Origin of the sequence: Marinomonas phaeophyticola (assembly GCF_026966905.1) — a bacterium.
Classification (GTDB): domain Bacteria; phylum Pseudomonadota; class Gammaproteobacteria; order Pseudomonadales; family Marinomonadaceae; genus Marinomonas; species Marinomonas phaeophyticola.
The window spans coordinates 97,255-119,051 of sequence record NZ_JAPUBN010000015.1 but is presented as its reverse complement, the minus strand read 5'-3'; the positions used below and the strand labels follow the sequence as shown (position 1 = coordinate 119,051).

At 42.4% G+C, this 21,797-nt stretch carries 19 protein-coding genes; 10 read left to right on the top strand and 9 right to left on the bottom strand.

The window, feature by feature from the left end; all coding sequences use genetic code 11:
• Position 1: 1 nt before the first annotated feature.
• Together O1D97_RS09640 and O1D97_RS09635 are read right to left on the bottom strand one after the other, a co-directional pair.
• Positions 2-577: a DUF1007 family protein gene (locus tag O1D97_RS09640; RefSeq protein ID WP_269125081.1), complete on the bottom strand. Its 576-nt coding sequence runs from the start codon at positions 575-577 to the stop codon at positions 2-4.
• A gap of 49 nt (positions 578-626) precedes the next feature.
• Positions 627-1,688 carry a homoserine kinase gene (locus O1D97_RS09635; protein WP_269125079.1) on the bottom strand — a complete coding sequence of 354 codons (1,062 nt, stop codon included), beginning with the start codon at positions 1,686-1,688 and terminating at the stop codon, positions 627-629.
• Positions 1,689-1,754: 66 nt separating this feature from the next.
• On the opposite strand from O1D97_RS09635, the gene polA reads away from it, so the two are divergent.
• Both polA and O1D97_RS09625 read left to right on the top strand, forming a co-directional pair.
• Positions 1,755-4,520, top strand: a complete 2,766-nt coding sequence (polA, locus tag O1D97_RS09630) for a DNA polymerase I (RefSeq protein ID WP_269125077.1) — start codon at positions 1,755-1,757, stop codon at positions 4,518-4,520.
• Positions 4,521-5,029: 509 nt separating this feature from the next.
• Entirely contained in the window at positions 5,030-5,728 is a 699-nt protein-coding gene (locus O1D97_RS09625) for a transposase (protein ID WP_269125075.1), read from the top strand.
• A 42-nt stretch (positions 5,729-5,770) separates the two neighbouring features.
• On the opposite strand, the gene O1D97_RS09620 is transcribed toward O1D97_RS09625, so the two are convergent.
• Positions 5,771-6,358, bottom strand: coding sequence for a glutathione S-transferase family protein (locus O1D97_RS09620; protein ID WP_269125073.1), 588 nt, complete (start codon positions 6,356-6,358; stop codon positions 5,771-5,773).
• Positions 6,359-6,483: 125 nt separating this feature from the next.
• On the opposite strand from O1D97_RS09620, the gene O1D97_RS09615 reads away from it, so the two are divergent.
• Complete coding sequence (locus O1D97_RS09615; RefSeq protein WP_269125071.1) at positions 6,484-7,218, top strand: helix-turn-helix transcriptional regulator; 735 nt, start codon at positions 6,484-6,486, stop codon at positions 7,216-7,218.
• Positions 7,219-7,282: 64 nt separating this feature from the next.
• On the opposite strand, the gene O1D97_RS09610 is transcribed toward O1D97_RS09615, so the two are convergent.
• Positions 7,283-7,987, bottom strand: a complete 705-nt coding sequence (locus tag O1D97_RS09610) for a metal-dependent hydrolase (protein WP_269125069.1) — start codon at positions 7,985-7,987, stop codon at positions 7,283-7,285.
• A 234-nt stretch (positions 7,988-8,221) separates the two neighbouring features.
• On the opposite strand from O1D97_RS09610, the gene mtgA reads away from it, so the two are divergent.
• The 5 genes from mtgA (at position 8,222) to O1D97_RS09585 (ending at position 13,469) form a co-directional block, all read left to right on the top strand.
• On the top strand, positions 8,222-8,905 hold the full coding sequence (gene mtgA, locus O1D97_RS09605) for a monofunctional biosynthetic peptidoglycan transglycosylase (RefSeq protein WP_269125068.1): 684 nt from the start codon (positions 8,222-8,224) through the stop codon (positions 8,903-8,905).
• Between the two features lie 99 nt (positions 8,906-9,004).
• On the top strand, positions 9,005-10,000 hold the full coding sequence (locus tag O1D97_RS09600; RefSeq protein ID WP_269125066.1) for an ABC transporter substrate-binding protein: 996 nt from the start codon (positions 9,005-9,007) through the stop codon (positions 9,998-10,000).
• 149 nt (positions 10,001-10,149) lie between these two features.
• The gene (locus O1D97_RS09595; RefSeq protein ID WP_269125064.1) at positions 10,150-12,078 is read left to right on the top strand and encodes a B12-binding domain-containing radical SAM protein; all 1,929 of its coding nucleotides are present in this window, start codon (positions 10,150-10,152) and stop codon (positions 12,076-12,078) included.
• Positions 12,079-12,120: 42 nt separating this feature from the next.
• Positions 12,121-12,339, top strand: coding sequence for a DUF6500 family protein (locus O1D97_RS09590; RefSeq protein ID WP_269125062.1), 219 nt, complete (start codon positions 12,121-12,123; stop codon positions 12,337-12,339).
• A gap of 125 nt (positions 12,340-12,464) precedes the next feature.
• A complete protein-coding gene (locus O1D97_RS09585) occupies positions 12,465-13,469 on the top strand; it encodes an LLM class flavin-dependent oxidoreductase (protein ID WP_269125060.1) in 1,005 nt (334 codons plus the stop codon).
• Positions 13,470-13,479: 10 nt separating this feature from the next.
• On the opposite strand, the gene O1D97_RS09580 is transcribed toward O1D97_RS09585, so the two are convergent.
• Both O1D97_RS09580 and O1D97_RS09575 read right to left on the bottom strand, forming a co-directional pair.
• Entirely contained in the window at positions 13,480-14,559 is a 1,080-nt protein-coding gene (locus O1D97_RS09580; protein ID WP_269125058.1) for a GGDEF domain-containing protein, read from the bottom strand.
• Between the two features lie 113 nt (positions 14,560-14,672).
• Complete coding sequence (locus O1D97_RS09575; RefSeq protein WP_269125056.1) at positions 14,673-16,781, bottom strand: putative bifunctional diguanylate cyclase/phosphodiesterase; 2,109 nt, start codon at positions 16,779-16,781, stop codon at positions 14,673-14,675.
• A gap of 319 nt (positions 16,782-17,100) precedes the next feature.
• On the opposite strand from O1D97_RS09575, the gene O1D97_RS09570 reads away from it, so the two are divergent.
• A complete protein-coding gene (locus tag O1D97_RS09570) occupies positions 17,101-17,766 on the top strand; it encodes a 7-cyano-7-deazaguanine/7-aminomethyl-7-deazaguanine transporter (protein WP_269125054.1) in 666 nt (221 codons plus the stop codon).
• A gap of 304 nt (positions 17,767-18,070) precedes the next feature.
• Entirely contained in the window at positions 18,071-19,147 is a 1,077-nt protein-coding gene (locus O1D97_RS09565) for a GGDEF domain-containing protein (RefSeq protein WP_269125052.1), read from the top strand.
• A 14-nt stretch (positions 19,148-19,161) separates the two neighbouring features.
• Here the strand turns inward: O1D97_RS09565 and O1D97_RS09560 are convergent, their stop codons facing one another.
• The 3 genes from O1D97_RS09560 to O1D97_RS09550 form a co-directional block, all read right to left on the bottom strand.
• Complete coding sequence (locus tag O1D97_RS09560; RefSeq protein ID WP_269125050.1) at positions 19,162-19,896, bottom strand: substrate-binding periplasmic protein; 735 nt, start codon at positions 19,894-19,896, stop codon at positions 19,162-19,164.
• 33 nt (positions 19,897-19,929) lie between these two features.
• On the bottom strand, positions 19,930-20,061 hold the full coding sequence (locus O1D97_RS09555) for a hypothetical protein (protein WP_269125048.1): 132 nt from the start codon (positions 20,059-20,061) through the stop codon (positions 19,930-19,932).
• A 187-nt stretch (positions 20,062-20,248) separates the two neighbouring features.
• Positions 20,249-21,796: an alanine/glycine:cation symporter family protein gene (locus O1D97_RS09550; protein ID WP_269125046.1), complete on the bottom strand. Its 1,548-nt coding sequence runs from the start codon at positions 21,794-21,796 to the stop codon at positions 20,249-20,251.
• Position 21,797: the final 1 nt, after the last annotated feature.

Here is a 21,797-nt window from a genome sequence, read left to right as displayed (position 1 = left end):
ATCAATCACAACTCAGATCCGCCCAAGAATCAATGGCCATTTCTTCTGCTTCTCGACTATTTGGTGTACACGTTTCGGCTAACATTCCGCGCAGTAATAACAAGCCACTTTCAGGTGGCATCAGTGCGAAGTAAAACTCGTCATCCCCAAAAGATAAAGACAAAGTTTGTTTGTGTAAGTTAATAGGGTCAGGCATAACTACCGAAAAGATCAATAAGATTTGCTGATCTTGTATGGTAATATCGGACACAATAACACTCGATGGTCGAACGACATTACCATCGACTAACACCTTCATAAAAAAGTCAAATGCTTCAAAGCTTTTCAGCTTCTCCGCCACAATTTGCTTTTCTTTACCTTGAAATTGGCTATCGAAATTAGTGTCATGTTCTAATATTAAACTCGAGCTGGTAAATAAATCGAACTTCCAGCTGGCCTCAAATCTATCTATCGTTGTTTGATCTAGTTCAACGCGATACTGACCTTCAATAAAAACATGCGGGTGCGCATTCACTAAACTAGCAAGACTCAACAGCCAAACACCAATCATTATGGTAAAAGGGCGACATAAGGGCATCAGTTCTACCTTTTCAAGATCACAAAACTAACTCTTTAAGAGTCGATGGTTATCCCACTAATGCAGGACAAAATTTCACTCGCGCATTAAGAATTCGTTTAATTTCTTCTGGATTATGTTGTTGCGCCAAACGTTCTGGATCATCAATGGCACCGTACCAAGCTTCTAAACGCGATAACCAAAAACGCATAGCGGCGGTTTGTAACATCAAAGGCCAGTTGTCTTTTTCCGCCTCGGTAAATGCCCGTTCATTTGCATACGCGGTGATAAGCGAGCGGTATTTCTCAAGCTCGATTTCGCCTGTTTCAGGGTCTGAGCACCAATCGTTCACTACAATCGCTAAATCATAGGTTAACCAACTGTGGCACGCATTGTAAAAATCGATTATCGCCGACAATTCAGTACCAACGAATAAGGTGTTATTAAAAAACAAATCCGCATGAATGGTACCAGCCGGTAATTCCACCGCTGACTGCAAAAACGCATCAAACGCTTGTACTTGATCCAACAATAAGGTCGCATCTTCTACTGGCAGTTTAGGCGCTAAATCTTTACTGGTGACATTCCACCACTCAACCCCACGATGGCTTGGACGTTTTTCAGGGAAAGTTTGCCCTGCTTTATGCAATTTAGCCAATTCTGTTCCCATTAAGGCACAACTGGCTACATCTGTTTGATCAAGTAATGTACCAGGGAAACAATCCACCATAATGGCAGGTCGATCTTTTATCATACGCAGACGTTCGCCTTGCTTATCATTTATTGCCGCGGGAACGTTAAAACCCTCAGCCTTAAAATGCGCTACCACATCCAAAAAGTAAGGCACTTCTTCCGCTTCGAACTCCTCAAACAAGGTTAATACATACTTGCCTTGATCCGTGGTAACGAAATAATTCGTATTTTCCACTCCTCCAGAAATGCCCTGGAAAGACACCAAGTTACCTAAATCGTAGTCAGCCAATAAAGCCAACATGTCATCTTGATCGAGAGAAGTATAAACAGCCAATTTCGTACCTATTTTAATATCAACAGCGGAAGCGTATTTAAAGAAGTGCCTATGCTCCACAATAAGCGGAAAAAGGTCAATTGTTGAAAATGCATTTCCGTCCACTAAACGCCTCTCAATATGATAATCTAGCCATTAATTTTAGAATTCAGTGCCAACGAGGGTATTTTCATGTCGGCTAGCGCCTCAAACACCACTTCACCAATGATTTTAGTAGACGGATCATCGTACTTATATCGTGCTTTTCACGCCATTCCACCTTTAAACACCAGTGACGGCCAACCAACCAACGCCATCCGTGGTGTCATCAGCATGATTCGCAGTTTAATGGGGCGTTTTCCAGAATCTCCAATGGTGGTAATTTTTGATGCGAAAGGCAAAACCTTCCGTGATGACATCTACAGTGAATACAAAGCGCAACGACCACCCATGCCCGATGACCTTCGCTCGCAAATCGAGCCCATTCATAAGCTGATCGAAGCCATGGGATTACCTCTTATCAGTATCACTGGGGTTGAAGCCGACGACGTGATAGGTACCATAGCTAAAATCGTTGGCGAAACCGGCCGTGACGTCATCGTCTCCACAGGCGACAAAGACATGGCACAATTGGTTACAGATAAAGTTACACTGGTTAATACCATGACAGACACCACGATGGACGTCCAAGGGGTAAAGGACAAATTTGGCATTCCACCGGAACTTATCATCGATTACTTAGCCTTAATGGGCGATAAAGTGGATAACATTCCTGGTGTTCCAGGCGTAGGTGAAAAAACCGCTCTTGGTTTATTACAAGGTTTAGGCGGGCTAACAAGCATTTACGAACGTCTAGACGAAATTGCGACTTTAAGCTTCCGAGGCGCGAAAACACTGTCAAAGAAAATGGCCGAAAACAAAGACATGGCCGAGCTGTCCTATACCCTTGCCACCATTAAATGCGATGTGGAATTGGATTTTGATCCTTTGACGCTGCATAACGGCAAAATTAATAAAGACGCTTTACGGGAATGGTATGAAAAATTGGAATTCAAAACTTGGATTAAAGACCTAGACCGCACACCCACTGACAGCAAAACCAGCACAGAAGACGACCCAAATACCGCCGATATTATCCTGCCGAGCGCCATTGAAGCTCATTACGACACTGTTTTGGATAAGGCGCACTTTTCCACCTGGCTAGAGAAAATCACCCAAGCAGACTTAGTGGCTTTCGATACGGAAACCACCAGCCTAAATTACATGAAAGCGGAAATCGTCGGCGTCTCCTTTTCTATTGAAGAAGGCACAGCGTGCTACATCCCCGTTGCCCACGACTACGAAGGTGCACCAGAACAACTGGACCGTGATTGGGTCTTGGCACAACTAAAACCGTTTTTAGAAAACGACAATAAAGCCAAAGTTGGCCAACACATCAAATACGACGCCAATGTGTTAGCTAACTACGACATTAAACTGCAAGGCATTAAGCATGACACCATGCTGGAATCCTATACTTTGAATTCCGTTGGCAACCGCCATGACATGGATACCTTAGCGAAGAAATTCCTTGGCCACACCTGTGTGAGCTTTGAAGAACTAGCAGGCAAAGGTAAAAAACAAAAAACCTTTAATGAAATCGAGCTGGAACAAGCCGCGTTCTACGCCGCAGAAGACGCGGACATTACCTTACGTTTGCACAACGCCATTTGGCCTCAAGTCGAAAAGACCCCTTCCGTGGCGTCTATTTTCACCGACATCGAATGCCCATTGATTCCTGTATTGGCCAACATGGAGCAAACCGGCACCTTGATTGACCCAGACCTCTTACATGAACAAAGCACAGAAATTGCCAGCCGTTTGCAAGAACTGGAAATCAAAGCCCATGAAGAAGCCGGTGAAAGCTTTAACCTAAGCTCACCGAAACAACTGCAAGTGATCTTATTCGAGAAACAAGGTTTGCCTGTTATTAAGAAAACCCCTAAAGGCCAGCCATCCACCGCCGAACCGATCTTGCAAGAATTGGCGCTGACCTACGAATTACCTCGCTTGATTATGGAACACCGCAGCTTGTCGAAGCTAAAGTCCACCTACACGGACAAACTGCCTGAAATGATCCAGTCGACAGGCCGTATTCATACGTCTTACCATCAAGCCGTCACCGCCACAGGGCGCTTGTCTTCCACGGATCCGAATTTACAGAACATCCCAATTCGTACCGCCGAAGGTCGTCGTATTCGCCAAGCCTTTATTGCGCCAACCGGTCATAAACTGATTGCCGCCGATTACTCGCAAATCGAATTGCGTATTATGGCGCATCTGTCTCAAGACAAAGGCTTGCTCGACGCCTTCTCAAAAGACGCCGACATCCACAAAGCCACCGCCGCCGAAGTCTTCGAAGTCAGCCTAGGCGAAGTCACCACCGAACAACGCCGCCGCGCCAAAGCCATCAACTTCGGCCTTATTTACGGCATGTCCGCCTTCGGCTTGGCCAAACAATTGGGTATAAGTCGTCCAGAAGCACAAAAATACATACAGATCTATTTTGACCGCTACCCAGGTGTAAAACACTACATGGACAGCACCCGCGAACAAGCCAAAGAACAAGGTTATGTCGAAACCATCTACGGCCGCCGACTCTACCTACCTGATATCAAAGCGAAAAACGCCATCATGCGCCAAGCCGCTGAACGCACCGCCATCAACGCACCGATGCAAGGCTCCGCCGCCGACATCATCAAACGTGCCATGATCAAAATGCACGACTGGCTACAAGGCACCGACCTAGACGTGAAAATGATCATGCAAGTACACGATGAATTGATCTTCGAAGTCGCCGAAAAAGACCTAGACGCCGCACAAGCCAAAATCGTCGAGATCATGCAAAACAGCAGCAAAATTGACGTACCATTATTGGTCGAAGCGGGCGTGGGAGATAACTGGGACGAGGCGCATTAAGCCTCCTCTAAAAGGGGTCAGATCCCTTAAACACTGAACTAGGTTGCAACTAACATTGGCGTTATTTTTAAGGGATCTGACCCCTTTTATTACTTACACATAGCCTGTAAACATTTTCTTGAAGAAATGGAGATTTTTAACAAAAACCTTAGCTCCGTAAACATTTTCTTAGACTAAATTGCAGTTAGGCATATCCAACGCCAAGTAAAAATGCTTAGAATGTAACTATTATCTTAGCGAATGAAGCAGATATAACTAAAATCTTAGTGTTGTAAAAATTTTTTGGTGCTGAATATGACACATACATCCGTAGGCTACGCATACTTACTGGAACGCACAGATATAAAAGCGCTGCCGTTGCAAGTATCTGCCCGTGTTATGCCAGTAACTAATTTAAGGGGTCAGAACCCTTAAAAACGGACGATTCTAGTCACTCACCACATCACTATTGTTTAAGGGTTCTGACCCCTTTAAGATACTCACAGAGGTTTCTCTTCAAGGAGGAAAAGATGCCAAGAAAACCCCGTTTCTTTTTACCAAATGTTCCGGTACATATAGTTCAGCGCGGCGCTTCTCGCGATCCCGTTTTCTTCGAGGATGAAGATTACAAAGCGTACGTTTTCTGGATGAAAGAAGCCGCTGTCAAATACAATGTTGCTATTCACGCTTTTGTCCTTATGACAAACCATGTTCATATTCTGTTAACGGCTCAATCTGGGGCAGGTGTAAGTCAGTTCATGCAACATATTGGTCGACGTTATGTCCCTTTTATAAATCATAAATACGGACGTAGTGGTTCTATATGGGAGGGACGGTTTAAAAGTAGCTTAGTACAATCAGACCGTTATTTCTTAGCCGTCATGCGCTACATTGAACTTAACCCCGTTAGAGCGAATATGGTCGATCATCCAAGTTTATATCGTTGGTCTAGCTTTCATCACAACAGCGGAGTCAAACCACTTTCGTTTATTACGATTAACCCTATCTATAACGCCCTAGGCCGTAACACCGCAGAAAGAATAAAAAACTACATACGACTGTTTGAACAGCACCTTGATACTCGAGCATTATCAGCAATACTGTCAGCTTGGCAAACGGGTACGCCTCTTGGCGACAGCTATTTTAAAGAGAAAGTCGAAGCTCAACTAAAACAAAGGGTTGGTCAAGACTATCGCGGCCGCCCCTCTAAAAGGGGTCAGATCCCTTAAAAAATTAATTTAAGGGATCTGACCCCTTTTAATCTGACATCATTAAAAAGCCGTATGAGTCGCTTTATAAGCAGATCGTTGACGAATGCGCTCTACATAAGCCGCAACCTTGGGGGATGGCTCTATCCACTTAAAGGTGATGGAGAAGTCTAGAAGTCCTCCAAAAACAACATCGGCGGCGGTAAATTGTTCGCCAAGCGCCCAGCCTGTCGTAGGTGTCATCTCTTCAATGGTAGCCAGTACTCGAGGCATATCACCCCAACCCGCCGAGACAGGATCGGGATGCTCAAAGCCACACGCGGCAAGGGAAAAAGCAGGTTCTATGGTGTTACCTGTAAAAAACAAGTAGCGATAATAGGCGGCACGCTCAACCGAACCGATTTCAGGGGCTAATTTCTTCTCAGGAAACTTATCTGCCAAGTAAGCGCAAATAGCCGAGACTTCCGTTACCACCGTTTCACCGTCGACCAATACTGGTAACTTACCCATGGGGTTGATTTTACGGAAGTCAGCGGCGTTATTTTCGTTTGTCGCAAAGTCGATATTGATTTTTTCATGTTGAACATCCAGTTCCTTTAACATCCAGTCAGTCGAAATGGCTCGGCTCATTGGGTTGTAATAGTGCTTCATTGTTAAAACTCCTCGTGGGTATGATGTTATTGAACACTGTGATATATGACCACCAAAACACATGAGATGTGGCCGTTGATGTGAAGTATATGGATATTTATGCCGCTCGATGGCATATTAGATAAATGATCAATTCCAACTTTGAACAACGTACAGAACGACGTAATCGGCTCATTGGTTTACTTCGCTCGGAATCCTACTGGAAAACCTCAGAGTTGCGCGAGCAATTGGGTATTAGTCAGCGTACCTTGATGCGTGAACTGGCCGAGTTGAGGCGTGCAGGGTATCCTGTTGAATCGGAAAGAGGTCGTGGGGGAGGCATTCGCTTAAATGGCCGCTGGGGTGTGGATCGCCTTCAATTAAGTCATTATGAAGTCGTTGAGCTGATACTTTCATTAGCGATTATGGAGTCTTTGCAATCGCCTCTGCTGACCAGCAACTTGAAAGCCATTAAACAGAAGCTGTTCCAAGCGTTCCCTCAAGAACAGCGAAGCTCTGTCAGCAATATCCGTAAGCGCATCATGATTGGCGACAATGCAGGTGCAAATACCGTTTCTCGTTACACGGCCCCCGAACCACACCTTTCCGAAAACATCGCAGAGGCATTTTTAGAACAGCGCTGTTTAGAGATCGACTATCAGTCTGACACAGGAGAACAAACCACTCGGGTGATTGAAGCGCAGTATATCTTGCTAAACTGGCCGATATGGTACATCACCGCTTGGGATCACCTTAGATCGTCCTCGAGAATGTTCCGCATCGATAGGATACAAAACGCTCGACCTGTTAGAGGCCATTTCAAATTGAAGCCTATCGAGGTATTCATCGGAATTTACACGCCTTTTTATCAAAGTATTTAACGCTGTAATCCATTCACCTAAAAGGGGTCAGATCCCTTAAGTACTCGTCTAAACACCCTTTTTCTTAACCATTAAACTCTTGCGCTATCCATTCTGATACTTGTGCGGGTTCTGGTAGCCATGCGAGGGTAAAGAGCCAAGCGTCGGTATCTGGACTTAGCCAGTAGCCTAAAGCACAACTGAACACTAACACTAAAGATGCGAATGGCTCTCCCCAGTCGGTTAACTTAAGCGCTGTGCCAAAGGAGCGTTTGAGGCGCATTCCAGAGAGTTCAATGCTGTATAGCTCGTCTAGTATAAGGTGTATGGTTGATCCTAAAAATATAAAGCCGCCAATGCCCCATGCAGTTTTCGCTTCTAGTGAGAAAAAATGATACACAATGGGAACGGTAAGCGCCGTAAACATCAGGTTGGCCAGCAGACTATGGAGCGCTCCTCTATGAACGGTGAACTGTTCAAACACCCATTGTATTGGGAAGCGCACAATTAAATAGCTGCCGGTGGCTAAAGCGAGTAATTGCCAATGGATTAATTGATCCATCCAGAGTGTTATTGTGAGTCCGGCCACTAATACGCCGAACAAACGAAACACCAACCGAATAGCAATGGACTCATCGGCGTCAATGTCGGGCAGCATGCCTCCTAGCGTACCGGCTAAGGCATAAAAAACAGCTTCATTCATAGTCGCAAACCCCATAATAAAGGTGCTGGCGGCCAATGGTGCACTGAGTACGGCGGCCACAGTAACGTGGGTTTTAAAGTCAGCCATAGGAGGTTGTCCTTGTTGCGGTGATATCGGATGAAATCGCATTTTTACTGATAGTAAGTGATTACTGGGCGCATATTACAGGAAGCAGGCAATAGAATTAAAGGTGCGCCAATGTAAATGAATCATAAACGTCTAGACCGCTGTATTTTAAAAAGGGGCCTGATCTATTTTTTGTTTATACTCATGTTTATTGTTGAGTTAAAAAGCTTCTAGTTATCAATTAAGAGACGGCAAATGGCAAAGCGTAAACGCAGTATGTTAAATCGAATATGGGCGCTTGTATGGCGTACGTTGCTAGTATCGTCTTTAGTTTTATTGGTGTTTCGGTTTGTTCCGCTCCCAACAACCGCATTTATGCTACAGAGCGCTTACCCGGTGAACCACCTCTGGATAGATATCGATGAACTACCTACGCATGTGTCCTTGGCAGTAGTTGCCGCCGAAGATCAGCGCTTTCCTGAACACGCCGGTATCGACTTTACCGCGATCAGTAAGGCGATAAGTCAGTACGACGACGGTGATGGACTTCGTGGCGCGAGTACCATCACGCAACAAACCGCGAAAAATGTCTTTTTATGGTCAGGTCGTAGCTTTTTACGCAAGGGTCTAGAAGCTGGGTTAGCCATGAGTTTTGAGATAATTTGGGGGAAAAAACGCATTCTTGAAGTGTATTTGAACGTGGCCGAATTCGGCAAAGGCATTTACGGTGTCGAAGCGGCGAGCCAACATTATTTTGGTACCTCGGCTCGTCATCTAACGCGAAATCAAGCGGCTCGATTAGCCGTACTGTTACCGAGTCCTCGAACACGAGACCCTCATCGATTAACTTCTTACCTTCTTCAGAGAGTCAATTGGGTTGAACAGCAAATGCAACAACTGGGCTCTGGTTATCTAACGCCGCTTCTTAACCGACGTTAACGGCTTTATTATTTAAGAGGTCAGAACTATTTTGTGCTTTTACTCTTTCATCTTATGTTTATAATTACGTATCAAACCTCTCTATAGGAATTCCTTCAGATGAAAACCCTACCTTCCATGCTACCCGTTATATTGCTTTCTACTTTTTCCATTCAGGCGAATGCGTCAGCCTGTGGGTCCTTCTCCATTGCCGATATGAATTGGAATTCCGCCAGTTTGATTGCTCATGTCGATCAGTTCATTCTTAATAATGGCTATCAATGTGATGCTGAATTGGTCCCTGGTGACAGTGTGCCTACTGGGTTGTCCATGATTGAAAAAGGCCGTCCGGATGTTGCACCAGAGTTGTGGACTAACGGTATTAAAGAAGCATTAGATAAAGGGATCGCCAACAAACGTCTTCGATATGCGGGTAACTCTCTGGTGAATGGTGGAGAGGAAGGGTTTTGGTTACCCGCTTATTTAGTCGATCAGTACCCTGAAATGGCAACCATAGAGGGCGTTATTCAACATGCCGAATTATTTCAACATCCAGAGAGTGATACCACTTATGCTTTTTATGGCTGTCCTGCGGGATGGACATGTCAAATTACTTCTGAGCACCTTTTCAATGCGCTTGAATTAGAAACTCATGGCTTTGAAATGATTGATCCAGGCTCCGGTGCGGGGCTGGCCGGAACGATTGCTAAAGCGTACGAACGTAATTTACCATGGTTTGGTTATTATTGGTCACCGACTCCGGTACTTGGCAAATATGAAATGGTAAAAGTGGATTTTGGCAGTGGAACCGATGTCGAAGAGTACCGTAACTGCACGACACAACCAGACTGTGAATCACCAAAAGTCACCATGTATCCTCCTTCTCCAGTTTCCACTATCACCACTGAAGCGTTTTCTCAGGCAGAACCTCAGGCTTTTGAATACTTTTCAAAGCGCGGCTTTACGAATCAAGAAATGAGCATTTTATTGGCCTGGATGGAAGATAACCAAGCCGATGAAGAAACAGCTATGTATCACTTCTTAGAACAGTACCCTCATATTTGGAAAGCATGGGTGTCTGATGAGGTAGCATCAAAAGTAGAATCCGCACTCTGATTCAGACGCAAAGAGGTTCAGAGCAATGAATCTGTCTCTTCTGTTGCAGAAGTGACTCACTTTATTATTGTTCAGGATTCTGACCCTCTTTGCTTTTTACTGCTAGAATGCAGCCTTAATTTTATCTACTTTTATAATCAAGGCAGGCTATGACCGTTCTTCTGATGACCCCTCCGATGACCCAATTGAATACACCGTACCCAGCGACGGCGTATTTGACAGGTTTTTTACGTTCTCGGGGCTACGAGGCGGTGCAACGTGACCCTGCCATTGAACTTTTTCTAGAGATGATGACAGCACCAGCGCTGGATATTATCCGTCAGCATGTGGAAGAAAATTTTGAGTCTTTTGACGACGATGAACTTCCGGATGTGATTTTTACTTTTTTAACCGAGTTCGACCGTTATCGCCTCTGCGTTGAGCCAATTATTCGCTTTTTACAAGGAAAAGACTCCAGCCTTGCTTTGCGGATTGTCTCCCGTCGCTTTTTGCCAGAAGGCCCTGCATTTGATGCGATTGCTCAGATGGAAGCGGTGTCTGGTGACATATTAAAAGCCGCTTTTGGAAATCTTGGGGTTCAAGATAAAGCGAAATACCTAGCTACCTTATTTATCAATGACCTTTCAGCGGTAATTACCCAAGGTGTTGATCCTTATTTCGAGGTCAGTCGTTATGGTGAGCGCCTGGCGGCCGCCAATCCTAGTTTTGACGACCTTTACAATACATTAATGGGCGAACCCAGTTTTAGCTCTGAAATTCTAGAGCAATTGGTCGAACAGTATTTGGAAGAAACTCAACCCAGCGTGGTGGCGTTAACCGTTCCTTTCCCCGGTAATGTTTTAGGCGCATTACGTATCGCGCAAACATGTAAAGCGATTAATCCAGATCTTCCCATCGTTATGGGCGGTGGCTTTGTGAATACCGAGCTGCGCGCCCTTAAAGACCCTCGGGTATTTGAGTTTGTCGATTTTATTTGCCTCGATGACGGTGAGCGTCCTTTTATGACCTTACTGGAGTATTTTGATGGACAACGTGAAATAGAAGAATTGGTACGTACTTACTTCCTTGCTGAGGATGGTAGTGGCGAGCCTTATGTGCATTTTAACGAAAACACCGCCTTGCACGACATACCTCAAACGGACGTAGGCACACCGATTTACGATGGTCTGCCATTAGAGGATTATCTTTCCTTATGTGAAATGCTCAATCCGATGCATCGAATCTGGAGTGATGGCCGCTGGAATAAGTTAACCATTGCTCACGGCTGTTACTGGAGAAAATGCAGCTTTTGCGATGTCACTCTCGACTACATTGATCGTTATGATGCCGCTGGAGCCGATATTTTGGTGGATCGCATCGAAGAACTCATCGAAGAAACGGGCCAAACAGGTTTCCATTTTGTCGATGAAGCGGCGCCACCAAAAGCCTTATTCGCTCTGGCAAGACGTTTGATAGAACGCGGTGTCGTCATCAGCTGGTGGGGAAACATTCGCTTTGAAAAAACCTTTACTCCAGAACGCTGTCAGTTACTCGCCGATTCAGGTTGTATCGCCGTCAGTGGCGGTCTTGAAGTGGCTTCGGATCGTTTGCTAAAGCTAATGAAAAAAGGCGTAAGTGTTGAACAAGTCGCACGCGTCACTAAAGCATTTAGCGATGCGGATATTTTAGTTCATTCTTATTTGATGTATGGCTTCCCCACTCAAACGGAACAAGAAACCATCGATGCGCTAGAAATGGTTCGTCAGATGATGAAAGAAGGCTGCTTTCAATCGGCTTTCTGGCACCGGTTTGCCGCCACAGTACACAGTCCTATTGGCGTCAACCCTGAAGAGTTTGGCATCACTCTGGCAGATCGTCCTAACATTCTCTTTGCCGAAAACGATGTGGATTTTACCGATTCAACCGGTACCGATCATGGCATGCTAGGGGAAGGGTTACGTAAGGCCCTCTACAATTATATGCACGGCATCGGTTTTGATCAGCCTATGGGCTTCTGGTTTGAACAACCAGTTAAGACCACACTCGTGAAAAAAGAATTGATCTCACGCGCCGTTAACGATGTGATTGCCCTCAGTTAACCACCGTCAATACCATCAAAAACTATACACTAGGGGAAGCTTATGAGAATGGAATTAAGAAGCAAAATTATCGATGTATGTGATAAAAAGATAGCCACTAAAGGAGATGATGTCGGCGTTTCATTTTATGCGTTTTTTGCCAATAAGAATGACAACCCAGAATTATTAATGGAAGCGGCTACTTGGTGGATTCAAACCCACCAGTTAGACCATTTTGTGAAGGCCTACATTATCAAAGACATGGTCAAAGCAGGATTATAACGGCAGATAATACGGTTCAAGTCCGACTTGTTCTGGAAGGCCTTATGTTTTATCGCACCACTCCCTATGTTTTACTGGTTCAGCCCCCATTATACAGACATTAACGATTCTTCAATGGAGCGACTATGTCTCATTCTGTACCCTTTTCTATTCTTGATCTTGCACCTATAGGCGACGGTCAGTCCGTCGCTGATGCCATTGAGAACAGTAAATCTGTAGCGGCATGTGCCGATGACTATGGTTATCAGCGCATTTGGTTAGCGGAACACCATGGAACACGCGGTGTCGCAAGCTCCGCAACCGCAGTGATGCTAGCGGCTATTGGAGCGGTAACTAAGCGTATACGCATTGGCGCTGGAGGTGTGATGTTACCTAATCATTCGCCACTTGTGATTGCAGAGCAGTTCGGTACTTTAGCCGCTATGTACCCCGACCGTGTGGATTTGGGCCTAGGTAGAGCGCCAGGTACAGATATGATGACGGCAAGAGCATTACGCCGTAACTTAACAGGCGAGGTCGATCAATATCCTGATGATGTGGCCGAGTTACAAGGCTATTTCAGCGATGATGCGCTAACAAAACACGTTATTGCTATCCCTGGAGAAGGCAGTCATGTCCCTCTTTGGCTATTAGGTTCAAGTTTATATTCCGCGCAACTGGCCGCCTACATGGGGCTGCCTTTTTCTTTTGCCTCTCATTTTGCGCCAGATATGTTGTTGGATGCCATTACTGTTTATCGTGCTAACTTCCGCCCATCCAAGCAATTACAAAAACCTTTTGTCTCGGCAGGCGTTATGGCTTCTGTAGCCGACTCTCAAGCCGATGCTGAATTCCATTTTACGTCTGCAAAAATGAAGTTTGCCCACCTTAGACGCGGCACAAATGTCGCCTTCCCTAAACCGGTGGACGATATGACCTCTGTGGTTTCTGCGTCTGAATTAGGTATGATTAACAGTACATTGAGATACGCTATGGTTGGAACTCAAGCCACTGTTTCTGAGAAGTTAGCTAAGTTTATTGAGGCAACACAAATAGACGAAGTGATTTTTTCTTTTCCTATTCATGACGTCACGACACGCTTACACGCCATCAAGCTCACTTCAGAGCTAGACTTTATGAAAAGAGCATAAGGATATCGTTCTACATCAGGATGCAAGCGCGTCCTGATTTTTTTGCTTTATAAAGCAAAGCATCAGCCCGTTTGAGCAGGCTTTCTTGAGATTCCTCCGGCTCAGCTTGAGCAACGCCAGCACTAAAGGTAACGAAGCCATGAGCAAGCTTTTCTCTTGAAAATGCCGCTACGACCTTCTTAGTACTCTCAACAGCATCCTCTGCATTCAAGGGCAATAATAGAACGAACTCTTCCCCTCCCAAGCGCACTGCGATGCCTTTATCTTTAATTGCTCTGTCCTTGAGTACGCCGGACAATGAACATAACACTTCATCACCATAGCTATGTCCTCTTTGGTCATTTAGATGCTTAAAGTTATCTAAATCTAAAATGACCATTGAAAACAAGGCGTGGCTATTCGCTTTTTCTTCAAAGTAGCGATCGAGGCCTCTACGATTGTAAAGACTGGTTAAAGGGTCTTGTTCCGATAAAAAACGCAGCTGTTCCGTTAAATATTCTGCTTTTTCCCGTTCTAGCTGGAAGCGTTTAAAATAATTTTCCATAATAATGATGACGATAAAACCGATAAGTATAAAAGAAACAGTTAAATCGATTTGACGTAATGTATCGTCCGGGTAAGAAAAGATAAGCTCTGGATACAGATATTCTATATAAACCAAAGGTATCGGTATCAAAACAATTAAGGCTTGTCCAAGTCGTCTATATAAAGAAATATCTCTTAATAATATGGATAAATAAATTAAAGAAGCCATACCCATAAGATACGTAGGGCCACTTGATCCGCCGTTCCCCAACCAATTAGTAGGTATCGACACCAGGCTCAAAAAATAAGCGAAAATAATCGCCATTTTATGAAAGTTACCTTTCCAGCGAGACTGATACCAAATCCAAATAATAGCCGGTACTAAGCCCATTTGAAGATATATATTAAAATCATCAGACACACCTAAGGCAATATTAAAGCACACCGAAAAAGTATAAACGGCAGCACAAACCAATAAAACAAAATGATGTGTATACTGAAAAGGCAGGCTTTTACTACCTAATAACCAGCTAAGTATTTTTTTTATTGATATTTTTTTCTTCACATAACCCTCTCACTATCTAAAAGGAAACATAGAAATAAAATAATCTATATGAAAACCCTCTGCAGATATTTATTACGTTCGCCTAAATATTGAATGATAATCAAGAATGTACGTTACTTTTCTGGTATTAATGGCTCTTGCAGTTTCGTTAACAAAGATTCGCTTTGAGGGGAGCAAAGCAGAGCCCTAAAATTTTGCCAATCCATTGGTTTTGCCAAAAAGTAACCTTGCATAAAATTACAACCATTTTCAGCGAGATAATGGTATTGATCTCGTGTTTCAATGCCTTCTGCAATAGTGACCAGCTTGTACGATTTAGCAATCAGTAAAATAGCTTTAATCATAGATTCCGCCGTGCTGTTTTGTGAACCAATATTATCTATGAAAGACTTATCAATTTTTAAACAGTCGATTGGATAATTTATAAGTTGGTTAAACGCAGTATACCCTGTACCAAAATCATCTAGAGCTAACCTTACTCCAAGTGAGCGGATTTCATTTAGGATTTGAATACTACTGCTGTCGGTTTCAATAAAACTTGTTTCGGTAATCTCTAATTCAATCCAGTTAGGCCTAATTTGATACTTATCGAGTAAGGTACCGAGGTGGAGACTGAAAGAAACATTATGTAGCTCAGCGGATGAAATATTAATACAGAATGTAACAGGGACATCCGCTAAGAGTGTTCGTTCTTGTTTTATCTTTTTGAACGTTGCCTCTATTACCCACAAATCAATTGCTTTAATCAGGTTATACTCCTCAGCAACCGGGATAAATACGTCAGGTCCGACCCCTTTTAAACCATCACTGTGACAACGAAGCAATACTTCCACAGCTTCCACTTTGAGTGATTTACTGTCATAAATAGGCATAAAATTAAGATGTAACAAATCGTCAGATAAAGCATTTTTTAACTGCTCCGCAACTTGCTTTCGATAATAAATATCTTCTGCAACGTACTCATCAAAGACTTTAAAACGCACTAAATCACTTTTTTTGGCATAGGAGAGAGCGGAATCAGCCTGCGCCAGCAATTCGTTAAAAGTCCTAATGTCTTCGGAACATTTCGCAACGCCCAAGCTAATATTGACAACTATTTTATTACCACTCAAATTGAATGGAGCTTGCAGCAACACAAAAAGCTCTTTAACGAGTGCTTCAAGCTGGTCTTCTGACAAGCTTTTAAAAGCAATAAGGAATTCATCGCTTGATAGACGAGAGATAACCGCACTATTTTCATTAAATGGGTACAATGAGTTTTTTATTCTATCGGCAAAGATGACTAACAGCTCATCTCCAGCTGAATGACCATAAGCGTCATTTATTTTTTTAAAGCCACTAATATCTATGTAGAAAAGACATACTGTATGTTTCACTAATGCCTTACTCACCCATTGATTAATACCTTTACGGTTATAACATTGAGTAACTGAATCCATGATCAGTGCACGTTTCAGTTGGCTTCGCTGTCTTATCATTAAGGTTATAAAAACAACTAACCATACCAAGAAAATATATTTTAACAGCTCAATTTCTGTCAGTAATTGGCCTCGTAAAACAGCATTTTTTACTTCTATATCATATACACCCGCTTTAGGCATATCAAAGGTGATAAATTCAATAAATGACACATTAGAAATGTCTGTTTGGCTATGGTCAAAACCTATTTGATACTGAGCCAACCACCAGTTTTCAATTTGTAAAGCTTGCAAGGGCACATATAAAGGCGTTTCAGACGTTGATGGAACGTAACTAATGGTATTAAACTTCAATGATACAACGTCTTCTAAAGTCGAGTAGGATTCATTATAGTTCCTAAAAGTGACTTTCAATTTTTGATTATCAATAGGAGCCTGGAATACCACATCCAATTCAAGCGCATCATATATACTCAAATTCAAGCCACGTGCAGGAGACTCTTCACCGAGTCCAATAGATATACCACATAAATTAAAACCGTCATCATCACTGAGATTACAGCGAACACGTGCTCCATTCTTACTTTTCTGGAATTTGGATGTTAAATTACCTTCTTGAATGGAAGATTGGTTGTTAATATGAACGCCATTCATTAACGATAAATGGGTATCTAAAAAGCCAAAGCGATGAGATGCTAAAGCCATCATGGAAGTGAGCACTAAAAGCATCACAATTTTCACGTTAGTATCTAATAACACTCGCTCCCCCAAAATAAAGAATAAAAGAATGTCTTCTTTTTTCAATATATTTTAAATTTCCATATTTACAGTTTAGGCCGTTATTACTCAATTAGACCTAATTGTGACTTTAAAGTTATCTCTTAATCTAATGTTTTACAAACTTAAAATCATTAATAATACAAATGATGGCGGATCTTTGCCTATTCTATTCTCTTTTTAACTTCTTTAACCTTATCACTCATTGTCTCTTTCTTTAATTGCTGTATAATCTCGCGCAAAGTTTGACCGTATGGTCTAATATAAAAAAACATCGGCGGTATTTCTCTGCTTATGTGTATCCATTTGGGTTCCCTCACCCCAATCAAACGAAAAAGGTCACAATATGAATCATTTTTCTTCGGAACAGCGAAGCAAAGCGCTGCTCCTGCTTGCTGCATTTCACTTACTAATCATTGCCTCTAGTAACTATTTAGTACAAATCCCCTTCACTGTTTTAGGTTTTCACACCACTTGGGGAGCATTTACTTTTCCCTTTATTTTCTTAGCAACTGACTTAACGGTACGCATCTTTGGGGCACGGTTAGCCCGTAAGATCATCTTTTTAGTGATGATACCGGCCATGGTTGTTTCCTATGTATTATCGGTTATTTTCTTTCAAGGGGAGTACAAAGGATTAGATGCCTTATCCACAATAGATTGGTTTGTTGCTCGTATTGCTATCGCTAGCTTAATGGCTTATCTATTAGGGCAAATGCTAGATGTACAAATTTTTAATCGATTGCGTCTATTGAAACAGTGGTGGATTGCACCCGCTGCATCCACCTTACTCGGTAATGGGTTAGATACTTTGGCCTTCTTTGGCATCGCTTTTTACCAAAGCCCTGACCCTTTTATGGCACAACATTGGCAGGAGATTGCATGGGCCGATTATGGCTTTAAATTGCTAATTAGCCTTGGTCTATTTATCCCTATGTATGGTGTTCTACTGTCTTTTTTAACCAATAAAATTACCTCAGTCACACCCCATATTGAGAACGATAAAACATAGTAAAACAACCCTATAGAGGCTAAGTATGAGCGGTTTTAACCTAAAATTTCCGCTCGTGCTCACTTACATTCCTACCTCAAAGCATCAGTAGCAAAACACGCCTTGCAAGGCTTTTGATTACGCCTAAAAATGGAACGCTTAAACGCCATTCTGATAATTTAAAAGACGAATAGTCACAATCTAACAATATGACTCACTCTGATATCATCGACTTTTAGCTCATGATTAAATATCGAACTATTTCAAATTGTAAAAAACCTGTACAATATCGTAATTTTTTGTTTGGTATAGGTGTTGATTCAACATGGGACAGAAACAAATTGAGCATTATTTTTTGCGTACATCGGCGGTCAAACCTGAACTGTTCCGAAAATTAGTTCTATTTTCAGTCGCTTGTTTTACGCTCATGTGGCTCATAAATTCGATTTTTCACTCTCTTGTGGTGTTTAATCAATTAAGCTACCTCATTAGTATCATCGCTTTAGCTTCTATCTATTTTTTAAGTGTTAACAACAAAGTTAATAACCACACATTACTAATGCTTGCCTACACGGTTATAGCCGGATTTTTAATCAGTTACAGCCTTTGGTCTCATACTGTTAATCAAGAACCTTTTCTCAATTCCGCCCAATGGTTAGGGCTCAACTATGTGATGGCGTATCTTTTTTTAGATGTCAAAAAAGCCGTTCCCACTACCGTCATTGTTTTTAGTATTACTATCGTTGGTCATTTTCTTGCCATCATAGCAAACCACTCATTACACAATACGTTAGGTGTTGTGCTAAGCATGGGGATAGCCCATACAGCCTACATCGCATTGTTATGGATGGTGATTAAACTACGTAAAAATAATGAAGAAGTGAAACAACACGCGATGACATTGGAAGGTTATGCTTATGTTGACCTATTAACCCACATATTAAATCGTAGAGGCATTGATAAGGTCATCAAGGACTTAGGATTAAACTCAGACTCAAATAACCAAAATTACGCTATTTTAGTCGTTGATATTGACCACTTTAAACAAGTTAATGATGTGCATGGTCATTTAATTGGAGACCAAATACTGGTAAAAATTGCCTCTCATTTGAGTAGAAAAGTACATCCCGATGATATTTTAGGTCGATGGGGTGGTGAAGAATTTATTATTCTCACCCTCAATAAGGATAGAGAAAAAATCTTGGCACTCGCCGATTATCTAAGAGATACCATTAGCCAGCTGGATACAGACCCAGTACACGGAATTACAGCGAGTATTGGTATTGGTTACTCTCATGAGGGCAAAAATACTGACGAAGTCTTCAATATAGCAGATAAGCATTTATATACCGCAAAACAAATCGGCCGAAATCGAATCATTGATTCTCAACTGACTCATTAACTCGCAGGCGCTTCTTACTGGATAAACTGATTGTATATTTCTTGATAGCGGCCGGATGATTTTAATAAGTCTAATGCCTCTTGCCACTCTTGAATCACAGCATCTGGTGTTGTCTTAGAAAAGGCCAAAAATAAAGTGGAGTCATAAAGCTTAATATTCGTTCTTTCTATTAAATTCACATCAATACCTGCTTCTTTAGCCAGTTCAGGCATGACAATTTCACTTACAGGAGTGACATCTAGACGATTCCGAGAAAGCAGATCCAGTGTTTTTGTCTGGCTAGTTAGAGTGGATAAATTTTTGAAACCTTGAGCCTCTAAATACACATGATCGGCATTACCAATCGCGACCCCTATGGTGACATTATTTTTTAAGTCAGCAAGAGTTTCAGCTTGTAAATCACGACCGCGTTTTTTATAAAAATACACACCGCTTTCAATTAAAGGACCCACCCATTTTACCGTGTCTTCTCTCTCAGGGCGGCGAGCAGTAATAAATAGAGCGTGACCTGGCTGGTTCTGTACCATAACCAAGCCCCTCTTAAAAGGAAACATTCTGAAGTCTTCGGGCTGACCAACTTCCCTCATCATTTCCCTCACGAGGGTGACCGCAAACCCTTTAATCTCACCGTCTTGCTCATATGAAAAAGGCTTAATAGAATGAGTAAGAAAGGTAATATCACTTGCAAAAGTCACAATGGAAAAAAGAATTAACGCAACGGTAATAAAAAACTTACGAAGATACTTCATTAGTGGGCTCTCTTTTATTAATCATTTGATTTTTTATTCTGAATATAGATTAGGCTCAAAACGAGCGTAACTTATTTCATCATTACGAGCGATACTTGCACTTAACTCATTCATCAGTAATTGAGCAAGCACAGTCTCTTTTGACTCTCGTCGCCACCCTTCCATGGCTCTCATATAACAAAGGATCAAAAAATCATTTCTTTATATCAGTATAGATCCACTACATCATAAATGCAGACATTCTCTTATTTATTTAAATAGCTAGCCATGTAACCTTTACAGATAGAGAAACGTAGAGCACAAAAAAAGGCGCCAATTTAAGCGCCTTTTTTTGAATTAAATAATCATTACATTATTTAAATTTCTTAATTTCACCGCTTTTCAAACGCGCGAAGTAAGAAATGTATTCTTTCTTAACAATTGGCATTAAGAAGTACAGACCGATAATGTTAACAACAGCCATTGCGAAGATCATCGCATCAGAGAAGTCAATAACTGGACCTAGGCTTGCAGAAGCACCAACAATAACAAATAAGCAGAACAAGACTTTAAACGTCATCTCAGCTTTTTTGCCTTCACCAAATAGGTAAGTCCATGCTTTTAGACCATAGTAAGACCAGCTTAACATTGTAGAGAAGGCAAACATCACAACCGCTAATACTAAGATGTATGGGAACCACGTGAACGCAGAACCAAATGCCGCTGAAGTCAATGCCACACCAGAGCTACCATCTTGAGTAGCAATCGCAGTACCAGCTTCATTTAGAACATAAAGGCCAGTAGCTGGATCGGATACTAATTGACCAGTAATAATGATGACAAGCGCTGTCATAGTACAAATGACAACCGTATCAATGAATGGTTCAAGTAATGATACAAGACCTTCAGTGATCGGCTCATTGGTTTTTACAGCCGAGTGAGCAATCGCTGCCGAACCAACACCGGCTTCGTTCGAGAACGCCGCACGTTTAAAGCCTTGGATCAAAGCACCCACCATGCCACCAGCAACACCAAGACCAGTGAAAGCACCTTCAAAGATTTGGCCGAAAGCCCAACCAATTTGATCAATGTTCATCAGCAAGATAACAACACCAGCACCAACATAAAGAACCCCCATAAAAGGAACGATCTTTTCTGTTACACGAGCAATTGATTTAATACCACCAACGATCACCAAGAAAACAATGACAGCGAAGATAATACCCGTAATCCAACCAGGATAATCACCAATAACACTGCTTAACTGAGCGTGTGCTTGGTTCGCTTGGAACATATTGCCGCCACCAAAGGCACCGAAGATACAGAAAACAGCAAATAGCGCCGCTAAGAATTTACCACCTGGTAAACCACGCTCTTCAAAACCTTTAGAAATGTAGTACATCGGTCCACCAGATACACTACCGTCTTTATATTCATTACGATATTTAACACCTAGCGTACACTCTACAAACTTGGATGCCATCCCCATCAGACCCGCTAAGATCATCCAGAATGTCGCACCTGGGCCACCAATACCAATCGCTACAGCAACACCAGCGATGTTACCTAAACCAACCGTACCAGATAAAGCCGTTGTCAATGCTTGAAAGTGACTGACTTCACCCGCATCTTTAGGATCTGAATACTCACCTTTTACTAGGTCAATTGAATGTCCGATCGCGCGAAATTGAACAAACCCAAAATACAAAGTAAATACCGTTGCACCAACGACTAACCAAAGTACGATCCATGGAAAAGACGTACCAGGTAAAGGAGCAAAAATAAGACTTACAAACCAACCTGTTGAAGAAGCAAATACAGCATTTACAGCAGCATCAATTCCTTCCGCTTTAGCTATGCTTGCTTGAAACAGGCCCATAAAGAGCACCATCATAGAATACATTGTGTTTTTTAATCTCATA

What these genes read in the sequence shown, in the direction of transcription:
- O1D97_RS09595 (WP_269125064.1), top strand. Translation starts at nt 10,150, where the DNA reads ATGACCGTTCTTCTGATGACCCCTCCGATGACCCAATTGAATACACCG.
- mtgA (WP_269125068.1), top strand. Translation starts at nt 8,222, where the DNA reads ATGGCAAAGCGTAAACGCAGTATGTTAAATCGAATATGGGCGCTTGTA.
- O1D97_RS09625 (WP_269125075.1), top strand. Translation starts at nt 5,030, where the DNA reads ATGCCAAGAAAACCCCGTTTCTTTTTACCAAATGTTCCGGTACATATA.
- O1D97_RS09550 (WP_269125046.1), bottom strand. Translation starts at nt 21,796, where the DNA reads ATGAGATTAAAAAACACAATGTATTCTATGATGGTGCTCTTTATGGGC.
- O1D97_RS09555 (WP_269125048.1), bottom strand. Translation starts at nt 20,061, where the DNA reads ATGGAAGGGTGGCGACGAGAGTCAAAAGAGACTGTGCTTGCTCAATTA.
- polA (WP_269125077.1), top strand. Translation starts at nt 1,755, where the DNA reads ATGTCGGCTAGCGCCTCAAACACCACTTCACCAATGATTTTAGTAGAC.
- O1D97_RS09570 (WP_269125054.1), top strand. Translation starts at nt 17,101, where the DNA reads ATGAATCATTTTTCTTCGGAACAGCGAAGCAAAGCGCTGCTCCTGCTT.
- O1D97_RS09560 (WP_269125050.1), bottom strand. Translation starts at nt 19,896, where the DNA reads ATGAAGTATCTTCGTAAGTTTTTTATTACCGTTGCGTTAATTCTTTTT.
- O1D97_RS09610 (WP_269125069.1), bottom strand. Translation starts at nt 7,987, where the DNA reads ATGGCTGACTTTAAAACCCACGTTACTGTGGCCGCCGTACTCAGTGCA.
- O1D97_RS09600 (WP_269125066.1), top strand. Translation starts at nt 9,005, where the DNA reads ATGAAAACCCTACCTTCCATGCTACCCGTTATATTGCTTTCTACTTTT.
- O1D97_RS09615 (WP_269125071.1), top strand. Translation starts at nt 6,484, where the DNA reads ATGATCAATTCCAACTTTGAACAACGTACAGAACGACGTAATCGGCTC.
- O1D97_RS09640 (WP_269125081.1), bottom strand. Translation starts at nt 577, where the DNA reads ATGCCCTTATGTCGCCCTTTTACCATAATGATTGGTGTTTGGCTGTTG.
- O1D97_RS09585 (WP_269125060.1), top strand. Translation starts at nt 12,465, where the DNA reads ATGTCTCATTCTGTACCCTTTTCTATTCTTGATCTTGCACCTATAGGC.
- O1D97_RS09620 (WP_269125073.1), bottom strand. Translation starts at nt 6,358, where the DNA reads ATGAAGCACTATTACAACCCAATGAGCCGAGCCATTTCGACTGACTGG.
- O1D97_RS09590 (WP_269125062.1), top strand. Translation starts at nt 12,121, where the DNA reads ATGAGAATGGAATTAAGAAGCAAAATTATCGATGTATGTGATAAAAAG.
- O1D97_RS09565 (WP_269125052.1), top strand. Translation starts at nt 18,071, where the DNA reads ATGGGACAGAAACAAATTGAGCATTATTTTTTGCGTACATCGGCGGTC.